Raw genomic sequence first — 21292 nt, 5'->3', positions numbered from 1 at the left:
CTCCACATTTCATTCATAAAAACTTAGGTTAGAATTAAATTAGAAATTAAAAAACCCATCATGAGATGGGTTTTGTTTTATGCATTTAGCTATCTTTATGCAGTTTTATGCATGTTTCCAGTCTCTTCAAATGTTGCATGCCAGGACAAGGCTTCTTCAAGCAGATGCGGCGTTTGCCCACCACGCTGACAAGCGCGTTCAAAATAATCATTCAGTTCATCGCGATAATCAGGATGCGCACATAAATCGATAATCTTACGGGCACGCTCACGTGGAGCCAGACCGCGTAAATCTGCCAGACCATTTTCTGTCACCAAAATATCAACGTCATGATCGGTATGGTCAGTATGACTGACCATTGGAACTACAGATGAAATAGCCCCACCTTTGGCGACCGATTTGGTCACAAAAATTGCTATATGGGCATGCCGGGTAAAATCACCTGAACCGCCAATCCCGTTCATCATTTTGGTGCCGGTGACATGGGTTGAATTGACGTTGCCGTAAATATCGAACTCCAGTGCTGTATTAATGGCAATAATCCCCAAACGGCGGATGATTTCAGGATTATTGGAAATTTCCTGCGGACGCAGCACAATCTTGTCTTTGTATTGCTCAAAATTGTTCATGACACGCTGTGCACAAGAATCTGACAGGGTCATGGAACAACCTGAAGCAAAGGTCATTTTGCCCGAATCAATCAAGTCAAAAGTACAGTCCTGTAAAACTTCGGAATACATTTCCAAGTCATGAAAATTGGAATGTTCAAAACCTGAAAAAACCGCATTAGCAATCGAACCGACACCCGATTGAAGCGGGCCCAGATTTTCCGGTAAACGCCCTGCTGCCACTTCACCTTCAAAAAATTGAATCAGGTGTTTGGCAATAGCTAAAGTATTCTGATCCGGTTCATCCATGTTAAAGGAAGTATCGGGAAGGTCATTCAGGACGATGGCTACTATCTTTTCCGGACTCACCTGAATGCCCACCGTTCCAATCCGGTCTCCCGCATGAATCAAGGGAATCGGTGCACGATTTGGACGGGCTTTGGGTACATAAATGTCATGTACGCCTTCCAGCACCGGATTAATAGTATTGTCAATTTCGACAATCACATGATCTGCCATTTCTACAAAGTTGGCCGAGTTACCGCATGAGCCGGTTGGAATAATCTGCCCATCTTCAGTAATCGCCGTTGCTGCAATAATTGCTACATTAATCGACGGCAAGTTGTGATGACGAATATTATCTGCCATTTCAGACAAATGCTGATCGATATACATCACTTCACCAGCATTGATCGATTTACGCAGGCCAGGATCGGCCTGATAAGGATAACGGCGCGCAATCGCATGGGCTTCATTTAGACGGCCGTCAATTCTATTGCCTAAGCTTGCACCTGTAGCGAGGGTAATTTTTAAGGGATGTTGTTTGGCATGTTCCGCCAAAGCCAAAGGTACAGTTTTTGCTTCACCTGCACCGCCAAAACCACTTAAACCCACTACAGCACCGTCTTGAATCAATTCAATCGCTTGTTCGGCTGACATAACTTTGTCGCGAAGGGAGACTAAGCGAATGCGATCTAAACCATTCATAATAAAAATCTCAAAAATAAACGTATTTTTTTTGCCACTATCCCAGCGTGCTGGAATGGTGGCTTTTATTGCTTATCGAATTTCACATTCGTAACTTATAGCTTTACTTAATCAATATTTTTAAATCAGTTCAATGGCCACAGCTGTTGCTTCACCACCGCCGATACATAAGCTGGCAATTCCTTTTTTACCACCAGTGCGTTTTAAGGCATGCAGTAAAGTCACAATAATGCGCGAACCTGATGAACCCAATGGATGGCCGAGTGCACAGGCACCACCGTTAATGTTCACTTTTGCTGGATCCAGATTAAAGGCATCCATAGCCGCCATGGTGACCATGGCAAACGCTTCATTGATTTCCCAAAGGTCAACCTCTTGAGCGTCCCAACCGGCTTTTTTCAAAACCTTTTCTATCGCGCCGACTGGTGCAATGCTGAACTCTGTTGGGTGCTGTGAATTTGAAGCATAAGCCACAATTTTCGCCACAGGAGCCAAACCACGCTCTGCTGCAATTTCGTCAGATGTAATGACTAAAGCAGACGCACCGTCTGAAATGGAGCTGGAATTGGCAGCGGTAATGGTGCCATCTTTTTTAAATGCCGGACGTAAAGTTGGAATTTTATCGGCCTTGGCATTGAGCGGCTGTTCATCTTGCTCAACCACCACATCGCCTTTACGCGAAGTCATGGTTACAGGCACGATTTCTTCTTTAAAATAACCATTGTTGATGGCAGTGACTGCTTTATTCAACGAGCTGATTGCAAAGGCATCTTGCTGTTCGCGGGTGTAACCTTTTTTATCGGCCATTTCCTGTGCAAGTACACCCATGGAAAGGCCAGTTTCAGCATCTTCCAGGCCTTCCTGGAACATGTGATCGGTAATTTTGCCATGCCCCATACGATGACCGGCACGGGCTTTATCGAGTAGATATGGCGCATTACTCATTGACTCCATACCGCCTGCGACCACAATCTCTGCTGAGCCAGCTTTTACGGCATCGGCAGCCTGCATTACCGCTTTCATGCCTGAACCACAAATTTTATTAATGGTGGTTGCACCTGTGGTGTCAGGTAAACCTGCCTGACGCATGGCCTGACGCGCTGGTCCCTGTTTTAAACCGGCCGGAAGTACGCAGCCAAAAATCACTTCATCAATATCTGTAGGTTGTAAGCCAGAACGTGCAACAGCTTCTTTAATCGCTGCTGCACCTAAATCTGGTGCTGTACATGAAGAAAGCGCACCCTGGAAGCCACCCATTGCTGTACGAACACCATTTACGATAACAATCATTTTTTCCATCCTAATTTATAAGTTTTGTTGTTTGATATGGGCTAAGAGTCCAGCCCATATCATTTCCATTCTAGTGCAATGCCAGTATTGATCTTAAGATTGAGCAGTAAAATACTCTTCCGGCAACTGCATCACCACATCGGCACCGGCTTGAATGCGTTGTACACGTGCTGCCAGATCCGGTAAAACTTTGGCGACATAGTACTGCGCCAACACCAGCTTGTTCTGGAAGAAAGCTTCAGCTTTCGGTTGAGCAGCCTGACTAATACGCGCATACATATAAACAAAGCTGAGTAATCCCACAACATGTAAGTAATCCACTGCCACGGCATTGGAGAAATCAGGCGCTGTTTTTGCCTGATTCACAATAAAGGCGGTACTGTCTTCAACTTGTGTACAGACATCTAATAAAGCGGATTTAATCGTCAATGCATCATCCAGACCTTGCGCAAATTCACGAATTTCTGCGATGTATTCAGCAACATATGCACCACCACATTTGATGGTTTTACGGCCAATCAGGTCAATCGCCTGAACGCCGTTGGTGCCTTCGTAAATTTGTGAAATACGCAGGTCACGAATACACTGTTCCATGCCCCATTCACGAATATAACCATGACCACCAAACACCATTTGTGCTTCCAGGCTTGAATCAAGCGCCTTGTCGGTTAAGTAAGCTTTTGCAATTGGGGTGAGCAGTGCAACACGATCATTGGCTTTACGGACTGCTTCAGCGTCGGTTGAGTATTTGGTAATGTCGAGCTGTTGACCTACATAGACCGCAAAGGCACGTGATGCTTCGTTATTAGCACGTACATTCAATAACATACGGCGCACATCACCATGCACTAAAATGGAATCGGCCGGTTTTTCAGGCGATTTCGCACCGGTTGCTGCACGGCCTTGCAGACGGTCTGTCGCATATTGTGCGGCGTTCTGGTAAGCATATTCTGCTGCGCCAATCCCTTGAATGCCCATCGATAAACGTTCGTAGTTCATCATCACGAACATGGCTGCCAAGCCTTCGTTTTCTTTACCAACGATATAACCTTTAGCACCGTCAAAGTTCATCACGCAAGTCGCAGATCCCTTGATCCCCATTTTATGTTCGATTGAACCCGCTGCCACCGCATTACGTTCACCCACCGACCCATCAGCATTGGCATGGAATTTCGGCACGATGAACAAGGAAATACCACGTGAGCCAGCGGGTGCATTCGGGGTTTTTGCCAGAACAAGATGGATGATATTTTCACACAGGTCGTGTTCACCACTGGTAATAAAGATTTTTGTACCGGTAATATTGAAGGAACCATCTTCATTCGGTTCCGCTTTGGTTTTGATCAGTCCGAGATCTGTACCAGAATGCGGTTCTGTCAGGCACATGGTACCTGACCATTCACCGGTGTAGAATTTTGGCAGATAAGTCTCTTTTTGTTCTTGGGAAGCACGGTCATTAATCGCCATACCTGCACCCACAGTCAGTAATGGGTAGAGCATGAATGAGGGGTTAGTACTCCAGATCATTTCATCAGCCAGTACCGTCAGCATTTTAGGCATGCCCTGACCGCCCCATTCTTCAGGTGCCCCCAGACCAACCCAGCCACCTTCGGCAAACTGTTTAAATGCTTCTTTAAAACCTTTAGGTGTAGTCACTACCCCATTATTGAACTGTGCGCCGCCTTCTTCATCACTGCTGCGGTTTAAATCAAGGATGACGTTTTTAGAAAACTTTGCCATTTCCTCTAAAATCGCATTAGCCGTTGCCATATCTAAATGAGCGAGGTTTTCATTACCCTGCCAGAATTCATCTGCCTTAAATACATCATTTAAAATAAATTCCATGTCTTTAAGGGGTGCGTTATAAATAGGCATATTGCTTTCCTTGTGTGAAGACTTCGCATCAAAATATTGAAGTTCTTTTTAAAATTTTTAGGAACCTATACTGAAATTACGGGTTTATTCCAACGAACATCTATCCAAATAAAATCTGGGCATTCACGCGGTTTTCAACATTCATGAGGAGAAATGCATGGTGCGAAAAACCTGGGTTGAATGCTTTGTCCATCAGCTTAAGTGTAAGCATATCTTCATAATTTTATCATCACGCTTATGAATAACGAATAAAACATGGTTTCTGTAAATCACTTTCAACTGAAGGTTTTATCCTCAAGCGAAAACTCAAATGTACGAATGGAATACTGTTCAATCAGCATACCTGCGCTTTGCATTTTATGGGTTAATCCCTTTTGGCAACGCAAAAAGACAATAGAATAATTACGCTGCAATTGGAATTTTATTGATGATTATTGACCTCAATGGTTCTCATTCATTGACTTTTATTTTGTGCTATGCCTTTGAGAATATGAATTAAATTACACAGTAATTTGCTACTCACATCAGACATTAGTTGAGTTGCCATATTTATTTTATCGGTATATGTTGAATTGGCTTTTTATGTCTTTTCGGGACTTATGTGATGAATACCGTACGCCAACAAAATTTTCTACTCCGTAAAGAGAAAATTTTAGCCATGGCAGAAACCCTGTTGCTGGATAATCATCAAGATATTACCCTCGCAGAACTGGCTTCAGAGCTGGATATTGCCAAAGGCACCATTTACAAGCATTTTAAAAGCAAGAATCAGCTCTATTTAGAACTCATCATATTAAATGAAAAACGATTATTAGAAATTTCAAAAAAATATAAAAATAATATTAAAACTTATGTATCACAGTACATGCTCTATAACATGTTAAATTCCAACCGGACCATTTTATTGCATGTGATTGAAGAACGATTAACCAACAATGAGCGTAAACTGAAAGAATTATTTGAAGAATTATATCAAGTCCGTGAAGAACGGATTATTGAAATTAAGGACATGACCGATGAATATCTGAAATCCTTTAATAGTGCCATGTCGATTCGCGATTATTTATCCTATATCTGGACCGTCACTTACGGCGCTTCCCTGTTGCTTAATTCAACCCATTACCAGAAATCGATTGGTTCACGTGAACGCCTGATTAAACTGTATATCAACCAGGCCTTAATGACCCCGGATAAAATTTCTTAAGTCCATCCAGCTTATATGATTCAGTTATGGATGAATGACTTTATGCACTGAATCTTCTATATCATTCATTTGACTAAATAATTCATAACACATCTGCCGCAGCCACTGATGGCTGGTTTTATGATGGCAGGACATATGCCAATATTGCTTGACTGCATAGGTGGGAAAAGTAATCGGTGCATCAAAAATTTGTAAATTGCCGCGCGACAATAATACTTCACTTAAATAATAGGGTACGGTTGCAATCGCATCGGTTTCCTGAACCACCAGCCCCACCCCTAAATAGCTGGGCAGTCGCATTAAAAAATTACGCTTGAGTTCTAAATTTAACAGCTCGTTCTCAATATGGTAATGCCCCATCCCGGCATCAATATCAATATGGGTTTCGGCAATATATTGTTCGGTGCTTAAGCTGTTTTCACTGAGCCGTGGATGGTTTTTGGATGCAATCACCACATAATATTGCTCAAACAGTTTTTGCTGATAAAAACCGTTTTCCAGATTGGGCAGAAAACCAATCGCCAGATCAATTTCACCATTGGCCATTTGATAACTGGTTTCAGAAGTAATAGGACGAACATTTAAACGGATATGTGAAGCATGCTGTTTTAAATACTGCGAAATTTTAGGCAATAATACCAAATGCGACACATCGGTCATGGCAATGGTAAATTTTTGCTGTGAAGTAGTCTGATCAAAATCCACGGTGAAATTATTAATGACTTCGACTTTACTTAAAGCTTCACTGACCAGTGGAAACAGCTGTTTTGACAGTTCAGTCGGCACCATTTCATTGCCGATTCTTAAAAAGAGCGGGTCATTATAATGCTGGCGGATTTTATTCAGAATATTACTGACGGTGGGCTGGCTCATGGCCAAATATTCAGCCGCGACAGAAACACTTTTATATTTATAAATATAAAGAAAAACACTGAGTAATTTACAGTCGAGCTCAAACACCGATTCAAATCCCTAAATCTTCTATTGGTAGAGGAAGTACATCTTCTGCCTTTTTAGTACTATTTCCAATGTCCATTTATACCGAAATAGCATGCCATGCGCATAAACTGCCTGAAGCTTATAAAATAAATTCTATCAGTAAAAATCAAAATAACATAACAGACTGCTTTCACTATTGTTGATACCCTCTTTATTTTTCTCCCTGAGCAGAATTGAAATGTATTTCAAGTCTGCGTAAGAGAGATAAAAGGGATGGATGAAAAAAGTCTAAAGAAACAAATCACTCAAACGGTTTGACTTAAACCTAAACCTCTCAAATTTAAGTCAAACCTTAACGTGTGAGCAATTAGTCTGCTGAAATATCTTCAAACAATACCGACGACAAATATCGTTCACCGGCATCCGGTAAAATCACCACAATGTTTTTACCGGCATTTTCAGGACGTTCTGCCAATTGAGCCGCTGCTGCCATGGCTGCACCACTTGAAATCCCCACCAAAATACCGTCATGGGTTGCTGTTTTGCGTGCCCATTCAATAGCTGTAGCACTTTCAATGGCAATCACTTCATCCACCAGATCCAGATCCAGGTTTTTAGGAATAAAGTTTGCACCAATACCCTGAATTTTGTGCGGTCCAGGAGTCAATGGCTCGCCGCGTTTCGCTTGACCAATAATCGGCGATTCCGCAGGTTCAACAGCAACGGAGTGAAGCGGCTGTTTTTTAACCTGCTCAAAATAACGTGAAATACCGGAAATCGTACCACCCGTACCTACGCCAGACACCAAAATATCGACCTTTCCGCCAGTAGCTTCCCAGATTTCAGGACCTGTGGTTTGTTCATGGATTTTTGGGTTGGCCGGATTTTCAAACTGTTGCGGTAAAAAATACACATCCGGTTGTTCAGTCGCTAAACGTACCGCTTCATCCACCGCACCTTTCATGCCTTTAGCCGGTTCGGTCAACACCAGATTTGCACCAAAAGCCTTCAATACCTTACGGCGTTCAACACTCATGCTAGCCGGCATGGTTAAGGTAATCTCATAACCTTTTGCGGCAGCAACAAAGGCCAGTGCAATCCCAGTATTGCCACTGGTTGGCTCTACAATATGCATGCCGGGTTTAAGCAAACCTTTTTCTTCAGCATCTGCAATTAAAGCAGCACCTACCCGGCATTTCACCGAGAATGCCGGATTACGGCTTTCAACTTTTGCCAATACGGTTGCATCGGATGAAATAGCACGATTAATGCGAATTAACGGCGTATTACCAATCGCTTCAGCATTATCGCTATAAACCGCTATACCTAAATTCTTCGGTGTTGGAAAAGCAGAATCAGTACTCATTTGAACTCCTTGAGCTGTCTTTTGATTTTAAAGTCATGACTTCATCATAAGCCATTTAGACTGTTAAGATAAGTTTTTCTATGCCTTGTCTTATAAGACTGAGGTGTATTTTTAAGATTAAAAGTCAAGATTTTTTAAACAAATACACCTCTATTTTTAATCAAATCGTTACAACTTAAATGACTTATTTGTCATCAATAAGATTTGTATTTATTCATGCAATTGCACACAATATCCAGCAAATGAAAAACAGATTTAGGGAATCAAATGTCTAATAAGGGTTATAGCCGGTTCTATCGTCAATTTACGCAGAAAATTCTAGATAAAATCGTGACTCCTCAAGTCTTAGGCAATACTGAAGAATTAAAAAAAACCATACAAGATCAAACAGATAAAAAAATCATTTGCTATGTATTACAGGATGCCTCACTCAGCAATACGGTTTTAATTGACACTGAAGCCAAAGCCCGTCAGCTGCCTTCCGTGTTTGCACCTTTGAGCATTCATGAATATCAGGAAGATGATTCTATTCTGGCCTTAAATGTGCCGAACTCAACCCATGAAGCCTATCATTATTCAGCGAAATTGATTCGCCTGATTGAAGCCCTGGAAAAATATCCCGAATACGATATTGAACTGGTTCCGGTCACGGTTTTATGGGGACGTTCACCTGCCTATGAAGATTCCTGGTTTAAAGCTTTATTTGCTGATGCCTGGGCAACGCCTTCCAAATTAAAACAGGCCATGAATATTTCTTTATATAGCCGTGAAAATTACATCGAATTTCACAAACCGATTTCACTTAAATCAGCTATTGAACAATCCAAGATTGAATATCCCAATTTTTCTCCGGCACATTCTGTGGTGAAGGAACTCAATAGCAATTTTAATAAATACAAAGAAGCCATTTTAGGCCCCGACTTATCTGACCGCCGTAATCTCATTAACAAGTTAATGAAAACCGAAACAGTGCAAGATGCGATTCGTAAAGAAAGCATTGATAACAAAATCAGCATGTTTGAGGCGGAGAACCGTGCCAAGGGCTATTTAACCGAAGTGGTTTCGGACTTTTCCTATTCCACCCTGCGTTTTGCCGAACTAGCGCTGACCAAACTCTGGACACAACTTTACGATGGTATTGAGGTGCATAATTTTGATACCGTGCGGGAATTGGCCAAGGATTACGAAATTGTGTATACCCCTTGCCATCGCAGTCATATTGACTATTTACTACTTTCTTATGTGATTTTTAATCGTGGCTTGATGGTTCCGCATATTGCCGCCGGCATTAACCTTAACTTGCCCGTAGTCGGTCAGATCATGCGTGGTGCTGGCGCTTATTTTATCCGTCGTACCTTCAGCGGCAATGAACTCTATACTTCTGTGTTTAAAGAATATTTACACAGCCTGTTATCTCGAAATACGCCTTTGGAATACTTTATTGAAGGTGGGCGTTCCCGTACTGGTCTGCTGTTACCACCGAAAAAAGGCATGCTGTCGATGACGATACAAAGTCATTTACGGGGTGCAACCAAGCCAATTGCCTTTATTCCAACCTATTTTGGTTATGAAAAACTGATTGAAGGCACCTCTTATTTAAATGAACTGAATGGCAAGCCCAAAGAAGCCGAATCAATCTGGGGCATCTTGAGTTCAGTGCGTAAAATTGAAAAAGTCTTTGGACAGGTACACGTCAATTTTGGTGAACCGGTGTTTCTGGATCAGGTTTTGGCTGAGCATCAGGCCAAGCAAATTAAACTCAATATTCATGATGAATTGCCCCAACCGGTCATTCAAACGGTCAATCAGGTGGCCAATTCAATCCAGGAAAATATTAATAAAGCAGTAGTGATTAATCCTATTTCTTTAATTTCACTTATTTTACTGAATGCAGATGATCATGCTTTAACCGAAAAGCATTTAATTTCACAGATTAGCCAGTATCGTGATTTATTAAAAATGACTCAATATGATTCGCGAATGATGATGACCGAATTATCCAGCGCTGAAATGATTCAATATGCTGAAAAATTAAAACAAGTTGAGACAGTTAACCAAAATAATGAAAAATGGGTACAAGTTGCTGAAAGTCAAAAAATACTATTAAGTTATTTTAGCAACAATATTTTGCATTGTTTTATCCTACCGGCATTAATTGCCATGCTCATTCATTCCTATAAAAAAATCTCCACCCATTATTTAAGTGATACCCTTAAAAATATCTATCCTTATTTTAAGGAAGAATTTTTCTTAAAATGGTCTATGGATGAATTAGAAAAAGAAATAGTATTAATTATAGACAAATTAGAGCATTTAGGCTGGATTGTTCGCCAGGATGCTACCCTTTCTATTCCAGTAGATGAACAACTGCAAAAGCAGCTTTTAACTTTGGCGCATTTGTCTGCTTCTAGCCTGAATAACATGAGCATGATTGCTGCATTGCTGCAGCAGTATGCTCCGCTGCAAGCGCTTAGCCTGAAAGAACTGGAAAAGATGGGTAAAGCGGTACTGAACAAACTGTCGCAAACGAAAAAGATTCAGGCAGGATATTACTTTGACAGTGCAACTTTAAAAAGCTTTATTGCCATTCTTAAACAAAATAAATTACTCTGCATTCAAGAAGATCGTTTTATTATCAGCGATGATTTTGAAGAAAAAATATCAGCCATTTTTAATTGGTATAATCCGGAAACACGGCAAGCTATTATTGAAGCCCTGCAATTTAATGAAAAAGAATTAAAAGGATTTAAACAGGCCAAAAAAATATAATCAGCATTTTTGCACTCATACTTGCACCAAGATAAGGCATTTAATAAAAATTAATTAAATGCCTCGTTTTATTTATATAAGAATATCTGATAATTACTTTCATTAAAAACCATTGAAATGGCATTTTATATAATGTATTGGATTATTCAGGCATTATATACTGCGTACATTACTGATGTGTAGTATGGAAATGCTGTATGAATACCGATCTTGAAATTGCTTCTATGCATGATTCTATTGATACCGTGGTCATGGTATTAAAATCATTAGCCAATCCAGATCGTTTACTTATTTTATGTTATCTCGCAAAACAAGAATTGAATGTTTCACAAATAGAAGAACTGACTCAAATTAATCAGCCCACCTTATCCCAACAGCTGATGATGTTACGTAAAAGTGATGTGGTGAGCACGCGTCGTGACGGCAAACAGATTTTTTATTCCATTAAAGATCAAAAACTGGTTCAGGTACTGAATACCCTATATCAACTGTATTGTCCTAAAAATCTAATTTAATCATACTTATAAAAGAAAATTGGGAAGATATTAAAATCTTTTGACATTTCATAGTGATAACCAGATAAAGATACAAGCTAAGACAACAGTACTTTTATAGTTTTGCTTTAGCTTGTCATATTGAGTTGCAACAGCTCAAACTGTTTTAAGCTTGCAAATGCATTTCCCCCTAAATGTCTGATTTTATATAAATACCCCTCTATCTGGATATGACTTGATTTTATATTTAATTTCTTTGCAATATTGACTATTCCCGTTTAATAATAAGTATGGATTTTTCATGGCTCTGAACAGAACGCCTGGTACAGTAGGTTTGTTTTCCGGTTTTAAGAAGGTCAGATCGCTTTTGTTTTTAAAAAATAGTTCTACTTTCATGGCTATTATCTTTAGAGAAATGACTATTGATGCAAGTTGTTTAAGTCAACGCTTGATATTCATTAAGATTTTCAAATAATTATATGTAAGGAGAATCACATTTTTGTTATATTGTTTATACAAAATTAATAATCAGTATATTGATCTGATTTAAAGATTTTTGATTGAGAATCTATTAAAAATACGCGATACAATTTAAGGAGGGGATGCGATATGAGTCAAACAGCGAATTATTTAGATACTCAATCTATCTTTAATTTAATTGGACATCGCGCTGACTTAACCCTCATATTTCAGACCGTCAGTGAATGGTTAGAAGCCCGGATACCTGATTCAATGGTCTCCATTATGTTGTACTCAGAGACAGAACAAACTTTGAGCCTGATTAGTGGTACCAAACATTTTTCAACCCGGTATCAAGAAGCGATCAATGGTATAAAAATAGGCCCAAATGTCGGTGCTTGTGGTGCAGCAGCTTTTCACCGAGAACTCGTGATTTGTGAAAATTTAGTCACTGATCAGAACTGGAAGAATTTCAAGACCCTGATTCAAGAAGATAATCTAAACGCGTGCTGGTCTACACCTATTATTAACGCGCAAGGAAAACTCTATGGTACCTTTGGGACATATTATCGTTCGCCTAAATGTCCAACCCCCACTCATATTAAATTACTTCGTCATGCAGCATCTTTAATTGCCTTAAGTATGGATCTGCATGCAGAATGGCAACAAAAACTGGCTCTTCATGATAAATATCGCTCTTTCTTCACCTACCATCCGGACGCGATTTTTGAACATAATCTAGAAGGCATCGTGATTGATGTTAATCTTGTCTGTGAAGATATCACTAAATTCAACCTTGAACAGGCGCGGGGCTTACATTACTCGAAATTTATTTGTGCTGAATTTCAATCCATAGCTCAAACTGCATTCGAACAAGCGTTGAAGGGAAACAGTCAGCACTTGGAAATTCAGGCACTAAATGCCTTAGGTGAATGTTACTGGTTAGACCTGACTTATTTACCCATTAAACAAGCTCAACACGTGGTTGGCGTATTTGGTGTCGCTCGTGATATTACAGAGCGGCGTGAAACTGAAGAAATGCTACGTCTGCTTAAACGTAGTGTCGATGCTAATCCTCTTGGAATCGTGTTAGCAAATGCCGCTCCGGACCAGGCCATTGAATATGTTAATCCTGCGTTTGAAAGCCTGAGCGGATATAAAAAAGAAGAAATTATCGGTAAAAATTGTCGTTTTCTGCAAGGTCCTGATACAGATCCTGAAGCAGTTAATAAAATACATAATGCGCTTAAAGAGCAACAAGAAATCCAGATCACCTTAAAAAACTATCGTAAAGATGGGAGCTGGTTCTGGAACCAGCTTATATTAGGACCAGTTTTTGATGAGAAAAATTTCTGCACACATTTTATTGGGATTCAGCAGGATATTACTCAACAGCGGGCAAATAGCGAATATATCGCCCGTCAACAAACCCACGACAGTTTAACCGGATTAATTAATCATCATACCTTTGAAAAAATACTGGATGCCGCATTCCACATACAACATGAGCATCATCGCCCTCTGATCGTCATGTATGTTGATTTAGATGGTTTCCAGCCTTTAAATCAAAGTTTGGGACACCTCAATGGTGATCAGCTCCTGATTGCTGTAGCAAATCGCCTGCGTCAGATCATTCCAGAAGAGGATATCATTTCTCATTTTTCAGCAGATGAATTTGGCATACTGTTGAATAAATGCCATGATTTAAAACAGGTCGCGGTCATTGCAGAGCAAATATTAAAAAGCCTGTCAGTTCCATTTGATATCGATGGCCATAAAATCCATATGAGCGCGAGTATTGGTATTGCAGATAATGAATCTCAGATAGAAAAATCTACCCAATTGCTTCATCATGCGATACATGCGATGAATGAAGCAAAAAAAGAAGGTGGAAATACCTGGCACTGGTATGCTTTTGACGCTACGCGCACACCGAAAATTGATTATGTGCTTATGCGGCATGAATTAATGGTGGCCCTAGAAGAAAAACAGTTTAGGTTAGTCTATCAACCGGTTATTGATGCTCATTCAGGCCAGTTAAAAAGTGTAGAAGCCTTAATCCGTTGGCAGCATCCACAAAGAGGTTTTATCTCTCCAGCAGATTTCATTCCATTCGCCGAAAAAACTGGTCAAATTGTAGTGATTGGCCAATGGGTTTTACAGCAAGCCTGTCAGGATATTGTTGAATGGAATAAGAAAAATGGCGCTAGCCTGAGTGTAGCCGTCAATCTTTCTCCCTTACAGTTCAAGCGCACAGGCTTTTTGCATGACTTACAAGAAACATTGGTCAATACACAGTTGCAGCCTGAATTATTAAAAATAGAAGTCACTGAAACCATGTTAATTGCAGGTGCTGACCGTTCTTTAGAGATTTTAATGGCGATTCGTGATTTGGGTATTAAAGTTTCTGTCGATGACTTTGGAACAGGATACTCCAGCCTGAGTTATTTACGTACTTTACCTGTTGATGAGATAAAACTTGATCGCAGTTTTATTGAACATTTACCTAAAAATGAGAAAGATGGTGCTATTGTAGCAGCCATTATTGTCATGGCTCATCAACTAGGATTACAAGTGGTTGCTGAAGGTATAGAAACTCAAGCCCAAGCCAAGTTTCTCAGAGAATATGACTGTGATCATTTTCAAGGCTACTATTTTGCTAAACCGGCTCCCCTTACAGAGCTCAAGCTTAATTATAAGCCGGTAGAATAAGTAGAAAAACAAATACCGTTCCACTCTCTAATAACGAATACAGTTACGTCCGCTATTTTTAGCTTGATAAAGTTTATTATCAGCCATTTTAAAAACTTCGGTCACACTGTCTGAGCTTTTAGGCCAAAATGCAATTCCAATAGATATTGTTATTGGTCCAATAGAATTGATGTTGCTTGATTCCATTGTTTTTCTTAAACGTTCCGCAGCATTGTAAGCTACCTTAGGGTCTGAGGTGATCATTAATACAATAAACTCTTCCCCTCCTATACGACAACAAATGTCTCCGTCTCTGAAGTTATCATTCATAAAACTGGCCAGGGTTTTTAAAACTATATCCCCCTGATCATGGCCATAGGTATCATTCACCTTCTTAAAAAAATCGATATCAATCGCAAGAACGGCAAAACCTCTCTCTAAACTCACCACTTCTTTTAAGAAGATTTGCATCCCCCGTCGATTATATAAACCTGTCAGTGGATCGGTATTTACATGTTGACGCAATTCAGTAATCTTTTCACTAAACGTTTGAGAACTGAGCAGCAATGACGTTCTAAATTTTAAAACTTCAAAATACCAGGGATCAACTTGTTTAATTTTATCTTGGATGTCAGGCTGATTGAGCATACTGGCCATTTTTGCCAAGCTATTTAAAGGTGAAGAAATAAAGCGCGACATTCTCCAGACAATAAAAAAAATAAATAAATAAAAAAATAAAATTCCGACCGAAACTTTTAAAAGAATCACATTGGCCTGCTTCAACAACTCTTCGGTTGGTTGCTGGGAAACTACAATCCAGTTCGTACTCGGAATGTAGGCAAAACCTGCCAAATTTTCGACTCCCCGACTATTGATTAACCGGATATTTCCCATCCGTTTATGTACCATATAGTCCAGACCCGTATTATTGACAATTTTTTCGCCAATTCTTGTCGGATCGGGATGAAAAATAATTCGATTATCCTGATCCATGACATACATATAACTTTTCTTGAAGTCATACTCGGTTGAAAGCATTTTCTGGATCAGATTATTTTTTTGTAAATAAATCGTGCCACCAATCATGCCCTGATAGTTTTTATTCTGGTCATAAATAGGTTGAGACAGGAGTACCACCAGATTATGTCGAACTGACCAATAAGGAGGAGAAATATAAGTGGTTTTATGCTTTAAGGATTCAATAATTCCCACTGTTTTATATGAAATATGGGTACTCAAATTTAAACTTTGCGGTGCAAAAGAGATGACTCTTCTTTGTTTATCAACAATCAATAAACTATTAAATTTGTTGGATTGATTTTTAAGACGCTTTGCTTCTTCTTGTATTAATTGAGGATTAGAAAAATCTTGTCCTAACAGGTCAGCACTATACTTTAACTCTTTGAGCATATCATCGAAATGTTGATCTGCACTGTTGGCAACCTTTGAAGCATATTTGGCATTCACTAACAGTGAATTTTGAATGAGTTGATCTTTAATCACATAATTGAGAATAAATACAGAAACAATAAATAAGCACGAAACACTAACGATAGTCGAAATCAGGATCAGTTTACGAAGATTTAATTTAAGTGCCAAAAGAATCTGTTTCAAAAACCTGACCCTAAAATAGTGTGACTATATTTACATTTTATAACATATTTATTGTTAAAATTAACAAAAAATTTAATCATGAATTTCAATTTGAAGCGTGCCTAGACTATGAGTCCCGCGCTTTTGTGAGTGAAGATGCTGATGACAGAATCATCATATACGCCAACACTCAAGGAATGCCCTGTGCGCTTACTTTTTAAATCCGAAAAAAGATTATCCTTTTATCTAGACTTCACTGGCTGCTAAATTTGGTTTGGCGATTGAACTTTAAGTTCTCGCTATTTTTGCACATTAAATGTCATCAAACCCTATCTTCCTGACAAGACTTCTTAGCATTTTTTATGCATAATATATCTAAAATAGTGATTTAGTTTTAGATATGTCAGATTTAAATTCTCGCTTAACGATGTTATTACCGGCTTGGCGATGGCTGTGTACATACAATCAAGACAAGTTTAAATCTGACCTTCTTTCTGCCCTAATTGTGATTGCCATGCTGGTTCCGCAAGGCATGGCTTATGCCATGCTGGCTGGACTGCCGCCCATTATGGGACTGTATGCCAGTATTCTGCCCATGATCATTTATGCCATGGTCGGGAGCAGTCCTACGCTTTCTATTGGCCCAGTCGCGATTATTTCCATGATGACTTTCGCGACCCTTAATCCCCTGTTCGAAGTTGGCTCTCCGGTTTATATACAGGCCGCCTGTCTACTTGCAGTAATGGTCGGCGTCATTTCCTTATTGCTCGGGATTTTTAGATTCGGCTTTCTGATTCAGCTGATTAGCCATCCGGTGATCAAGAGTTTTATTATTGCCTCTGCCTTGCTGATTGCTTTAGGCCAGTTTAAATTTTTAGTCGACCTTCCGTTAAAAGCCAATAATCTTCCTGAATTTTTTCTTAGTGCCTGGCACTACCTGCGTTATAGTCATATCGAAAGCTTCATTTTCGGCCTGCTTGCCTTAGTATTTCTGATTTATCTTCCTAAAGTTTTAAATTCCAATGCCCTTCAAAGCCGGGTCGGGTCAACGGCTTTTATTATTAAAGCCTTGCCTTTGGCTTTGGTGGTGATTTCGATTGCCGCGGTGTACTTTCTGGATTTAAAAGCCGTAGGCATTAAAACCGTAGGTGAAATTCCTTCAGGTTTTCCACCCATCAGCATGCCCTACTGGAATATGGAACTGGTCATCACTCTGTTCCCCGGTGCGGCAATGATCGCCATGATTAGCTTTGTTGAGTCTTTATCTATTGCGCAGGCAACGGCATTACAGCAACGCAGTCATTTAAATAGTAACCAGGAACTGATCGCGTTGGGTTTATCCAATTTAAGCGCGGGCTTAAGTTCGGCATTTCCGGTTACCGGTAGCTTATCGCGCACTGTGGTCAATGCGGATGCCGGTGCTAAAACGCCGCTGGCAGGCGTGATGTCATCATTATTTATTGTCATGGTTAGCCTCTATTTCACGGCTTTTTTCCGTGACTTGCCTTTGGTTATTCTGGCTGCGACCATTATTGTTTCAATCTGGAAACTGGTCGATTTCAAGCCCTTTATCGACACCTGGCGCTATTCCAAAGCAGATGGCATTGCCATGTGGATTACCTTCTTTGGCGTACTCTGCATCGATATCTCGACTGGTTTGCTACTGGGTATTGTTTCAACCTTTATTCTGCTGCTGTGGCGGATCAGCCGTCCACATATTGCCGTGATTGGCCTGGTGGAAGGCACTCAGCATTTTAGAAATGTACAACGCCATCAAGTGCTGACTTCAAACAAAGTCCTGTCTATGCGAATTGATGAAAACCTGACTTTTTTAAATGCCAATACCTTTAAAGGCTTTTTAATTAATGCGATCAGTCAGTATATGAATTTGGAACATGTGGTCATTAACTGTTCTAGTATCAGTGCAATTGATCTGAGTGCGCTGGAAATGCTGGAAGATCTCAATGCCGAGTTAAATAAACTGAAGATTAAACTGAATTTCTCTGAAATTAAGGGTCCAGTCATGGATAAATTACAGCATTCAAAACTGCTAAATCAGTTAAGTGGCCAGATTTATCTGACTCATTTTCAGGCCATGCAAGAACTTTCACCAGAAGTTTTTTAAGATGATTGAGATACTTATTGCAACACTCTATTTCTCGTGGAGATATCTAAAATAGTCCCGGATATCTGCCTGGTGTGTTCATATAGAATTTAAAATTGATTGAAATTGAATGATTAAACATAATGCAGCACAGCAGAATGATCAGAAGCATTTGTATTATTTGAATATTTAAAAATCGGCAAAAATTTTATTAAAAAGTAAAAATATCAACTTTAAAAATAGACAGTTAGTTTTTATATGGCAATTATTTTTTAGCAAGATCATTTTTTAGGTATAAAATGCCACCCATCTATGTGATTTTTTTAGTCCTCGTATTTGTAACAAGGCACCTGTATGTTCTCTGCTTTAATGCGTTTGAGTTTAGTCTCCCGAATTATTATCGCCATTATTTTAGGTATTGGCGTAGCTGTTTTGTGCCCAAATGTGGCTCCTTATTTAAGCCTGTTGGGTGACTTATTTATTAAAGCACTTAAATCTGTTGCGCCTATTTTAGTTTTTGTCCTGGTTTTATCTTCCATTGCCAATTTCAAAGTAGGTCATAGTGCCAAAATCAAGCCAATCATGCTGATGTATGCTGTGGGTATGTTCCTGGCTGCATTAAGTGCCGTGGTTGCCAGTATGCTGTTTCCAAGTACATTATTTTTGGATGTTCCTGCGCAAACTGACCTTCAGGCACCAGGTAGCCTGGTTCAGATTTTAAAAAATCTGCTGCTCAGTTTTATCGCAAACCCGGTGGTTGCCATTAGCGAAGCAAACTTTATTGGTATTCTAGCCTGGGCAGTTGCTTTAGGTGCTGCTTTCCGTCATTCATCTGACAATACGAAAACCTTTTTAACCGATGCCGCAACTGCTGTGAACCAGGTGATTCGTCTGGTGATTAACTTTGCTCCAGTCGGTATTTTTGGTCTGGTTGCAGTGACCTTTGCTGAAGCCGGTTTAAGTACTTTTGAAAGCTATGCACAATTGTTGGCGGTATTGATTGGTACCATGTTTTTTGTGGCATTGGTGGTCAATCCCATTATGGTGGCCTTTGTTACCCGTGCGAACCCTTATCCATTGGTGCTTCAATGTGTGCGCGAAAGTGGCATTACCGCGTTCTTTACCCGTAGTTCAGCGGCCAATATTCCGGTAAACCTGGATTTGGCAAAACGCTTAGGCGTGAATGAATCTACAGCAAGTGTTGCAATTCCTCTAGGTGCTACAATTAACATGGCTGGTGCTTCAGTAACGATTACTGTACTTACCTTAGCGACTGTACATACTTTGGGCATTTCGGTCGATTTCACCACCATGCTGGTTTTATCGGTACTTGCGACCATTTCAGCCTGTGGTGCTTCTGGTGTTGCGGGTGGTTCTTTATTGCTGATTCCTGTTGCTTGTGGCCTGTTTGGGATCAGTTCAGATATTGCTATGCAAGTTGTAGCCATCGGTATGGTGATCAGCGTATTACAGGATTCGACCGAAACTGCATTAAATTCTTCAACAGATGTACTATTTACTGCTGCTGTTGATCGCGGTTTAGAGTAAGATAGTCATTATTAAGTATTTTTTTATGACGTTATGCCTTTTCAAACTTTACCGCTCTGGGTTCAATTAGGTGCTTTTTTTCTTGCAGTCAATGCAGGAATGATTAACGTTCTCGGACTGGTGACCGTGCTGCATCAGTCCGTCTCGCATATGACCGGAAATGTCAGCATGTTGGCCATGGCTTTACTGAAATGGCAACCTGAACACATCCTTTACTTATGCCTGGTTATTCTATGTTATGTGACCGGTTCATTTTATAGCGGACTTATCCTTGGAAACAGTCAGTTTAAGTTAGGAAGCCGCTACGGCTTACCTTTAAGCCTGGTGGCTTTTTTTATCCTACTGTGTTGGTTTTTGCTTCCCTACTTCCCGCGTTATGCCTTACTTTGGGCATGTGCTGCCATGGGAGTACAAAATGCTATGGTCAGTCACTATAAAGGTACTATTATCCGGACAACGCATCTATCTGGCGTTTTGACGGATTTGGGTTTAGCTTTAGGCTATATGTTACGTGGCTTAAAGGTAGAGCGTAGACGCATTATTCTTCACTTGCTCATTTTAGTTGGATTTTTCCTGGGCGGTTTGCTTGCCAGCGTGATTTATCCTTATTTAAAATTAAATGCCTACCTTATCCCAGCGATGTTAAGTGGGATCCTTAGCTCAATTTATTGGGTGATTTATTATCGTTATCGGCAGACTCAAGAGTAATATCGGAATTTATTATGGTCAAAAATGCATTACAGGCTCAATTGCTAAAAGCGGGTTTAGTTGATAACAAGAAAGCTAAAAAACTGTCCAAACAGGCAGTCCATGAGCAGCGTACCGGTCAAAGCGATGAAGCGGAATTAAAAGCCAAAATCGCACAGGCTCATCAAGAAAAGCTGGCGAAAGATCAGGCTTTGGATTTAGAAAAAAAACGCCTGTTACAAGGTAAAGAGCTCAAAGCTGCCATTGTGCAAATGATCAATCAGCACAAAATTAAAGAGATCGATGGTGAAGTAGCCTATCAGTTTATCGATGACAATAAAGTCAAAAAGATCTATCTCAACCAGCAAATTTATAATGCCCTGGTATCAGGTTCATTGATCATTGCCAAAGAAGCCGAAAGTTACGCTGTTTTACCCAAAGCCTTGGCAGATCGAATTAATGACAAAATGGAAGGCTTCATTATCGTCAACAATTCTGAACAGAATGAACAAACCACAGATGAAGACGATCCATATGCAGCCTACGTCATTCCAGATGATTTAATGTGGTAAGACCTTCTTGTTAAAAAGCTCCTGATTGGGGCTTTTTTTATTATCAGACCAACTAAATTTATACTGCTGTGACGTAGTAAAGGTGCAAACCTATATATACAAAACA

General features: G+C 40.0%; 15 protein-coding genes and 1 pseudogene. 8 read left to right on the top strand and 8 right to left on the bottom strand.

The genetic code is table 11. The features are described from left to right. Nucleotides 1-95 precede the first annotated feature (95 nt). The 3 genes from LZZ98_RS07910 to LZZ98_RS07900 all read right to left on the bottom strand — a co-directional run bounded on the left by LZZ98_RS07910 (nt 96) and on the right by LZZ98_RS07900 (nt 4760). Nucleotides 96-1595, bottom strand: a complete 1500-nt coding sequence (locus tag LZZ98_RS07910) for an acetyl-CoA hydrolase/transferase family protein (protein ID WP_237787372.1) — start codon at nt 1593-1595, stop codon at nt 96-98. A 120-nt stretch (nt 1596-1715) separates the two neighbouring features. Beyond that, a complete protein-coding gene (locus tag LZZ98_RS07905; RefSeq protein WP_237787371.1) occupies nt 1716-2885 on the bottom strand; it encodes a thiolase family protein in 1170 nt (389 codons plus the stop codon). A gap of 93 nt (nt 2886-2978) precedes the next feature. After that, nucleotides 2979-4760, bottom strand: a complete 1782-nt coding sequence (locus LZZ98_RS07900; protein WP_237787370.1) for an acyl-CoA dehydrogenase C-terminal domain-containing protein — start codon at nt 4758-4760, stop codon at nt 2979-2981. 604 nt (nt 4761-5364) lie between these two features. On the opposite strand from LZZ98_RS07900, the gene LZZ98_RS07895 reads away from it, so the two are divergent. Then, a complete protein-coding gene (locus LZZ98_RS07895) occupies nt 5365-5964 on the top strand; it encodes a TetR/AcrR family transcriptional regulator (protein ID WP_237787369.1) in 600 nt (199 codons plus the stop codon). Between the two features lie 24 nt (nt 5965-5988). Here the strand turns inward: LZZ98_RS07895 and LZZ98_RS07890 are convergent, their stop codons facing one another. Together LZZ98_RS07890 and cysK are read right to left on the bottom strand one after the other, a co-directional pair. Next, nucleotides 5989-6924: a LysR substrate-binding domain-containing protein gene (locus LZZ98_RS07890; protein ID WP_086175678.1), complete on the bottom strand. Its 936-nt coding sequence runs from the start codon at nt 6922-6924 to the stop codon at nt 5989-5991. A gap of 346 nt (nt 6925-7270) precedes the next feature. Further along, nucleotides 7271-8269 carry a cysteine synthase A gene (cysK, locus tag LZZ98_RS07885; RefSeq protein WP_237787368.1) on the bottom strand — a complete coding sequence of 333 codons (999 nt, stop codon included), beginning with the start codon at nt 8267-8269 and terminating at the stop codon, nt 7271-7273. A 267-nt stretch (nt 8270-8536) separates the two neighbouring features. On the opposite strand from cysK, the gene plsB reads away from it, so the two are divergent. Then, nucleotides 8537-11038 (top strand): glycerol-3-phosphate 1-O-acyltransferase PlsB, encoded by a 2502-nt coding sequence (plsB, locus tag LZZ98_RS07880; RefSeq protein ID WP_237787367.1) that lies wholly within the window; start codon nt 8537-8539, stop codon nt 11036-11038. A 197-nt stretch (nt 11039-11235) separates the two neighbouring features. Continuing rightward, nucleotides 11236-11553: an ArsR/SmtB family transcription factor gene (locus tag LZZ98_RS07875; protein WP_237787366.1), complete on the top strand. Its 318-nt coding sequence runs from the start codon at nt 11236-11238 to the stop codon at nt 11551-11553. 48 nt (nt 11554-11601) lie between these two features. Here the strand turns inward: LZZ98_RS07875 and LZZ98_RS07870 are convergent. Both LZZ98_RS07870 and LZZ98_RS07865 read right to left on the bottom strand, forming a co-directional pair. Then, a pseudogene (locus LZZ98_RS07870) lies at nt 11602-11798 on the bottom strand (IS5/IS1182 family transposase); the annotation flags it as partial. Continuing rightward, complete coding sequence (locus LZZ98_RS07865; RefSeq protein ID WP_237787365.1) at nt 11737-11928, bottom strand: hypothetical protein; 192 nt, start codon at nt 11926-11928, stop codon at nt 11737-11739. The gene LZZ98_RS07865 and the pseudogene LZZ98_RS07870, both read right to left, overlap by 62 nt. A 213-nt stretch (nt 11929-12141) precedes the next feature. On the opposite strand from LZZ98_RS07865, the gene LZZ98_RS07860 reads away from it, so the two are divergent. After that, nucleotides 12142-14703 carry a bifunctional diguanylate cyclase/phosphodiesterase gene (locus LZZ98_RS07860; protein ID WP_237787364.1) on the top strand — a complete coding sequence of 854 codons (2562 nt, stop codon included), beginning with the start codon at nt 12142-12144 and terminating at the stop codon, nt 14701-14703. Nucleotides 14704-14730: 27 nt separating this feature from the next. Here LZZ98_RS07860 and LZZ98_RS07855 read toward each other — a convergent pair whose 3' ends face one another. Further along, nucleotides 14731-16296 carry a sensor domain-containing diguanylate cyclase gene (locus LZZ98_RS07855; RefSeq protein ID WP_237787363.1) on the bottom strand — a complete coding sequence of 522 codons (1566 nt, stop codon included), beginning with the start codon at nt 16294-16296 and terminating at the stop codon, nt 14731-14733. Nucleotides 16297-16675: 379 nt separating this feature from the next. Here LZZ98_RS07855 and LZZ98_RS07850 point away from each other — a divergent pair, with 379 nt between their 5' ends. The 4 genes from LZZ98_RS07850 (at nt 16676) to LZZ98_RS07835 (ending at nt 21186) form a co-directional block, all read left to right on the top strand. Further along, nucleotides 16676-18400, top strand: a complete 1725-nt coding sequence (locus LZZ98_RS07850) for a SulP family inorganic anion transporter (protein WP_442862698.1) — start codon at nt 16676-16678, stop codon at nt 18398-18400. Between the two features lie 333 nt (nt 18401-18733). Then, entirely contained in the window at nt 18734-19927 is a 1194-nt protein-coding gene (gene sstT, locus LZZ98_RS07845; RefSeq protein ID WP_237787362.1) for a serine/threonine transporter SstT, read from the top strand. Between the two features lie 33 nt (nt 19928-19960). Then, nucleotides 19961-20635, top strand: coding sequence for a YoaK family protein (locus tag LZZ98_RS07840; protein WP_237787361.1), 675 nt, complete (start codon nt 19961-19963; stop codon nt 20633-20635). 14 nt (nt 20636-20649) lie between these two features. Beyond that, nucleotides 20650-21186: a DUF2058 domain-containing protein gene (locus tag LZZ98_RS07835; RefSeq protein WP_237787360.1), complete on the top strand. Its 537-nt coding sequence runs from the start codon at nt 20650-20652 to the stop codon at nt 21184-21186. Nucleotides 21187-21292: the final 106 nt, after the last annotated feature.

The sequence above is a fragment of the Acinetobacter sp. SM34 genome (assembly GCF_022012365.1).
Taxonomy (GTDB): domain Bacteria; phylum Pseudomonadota; class Gammaproteobacteria; order Pseudomonadales; family Moraxellaceae; genus Acinetobacter.
Note: the sequence above shows the minus strand (reverse complement) of the source record. Positions and strands in the feature narration are given on the sequence as shown.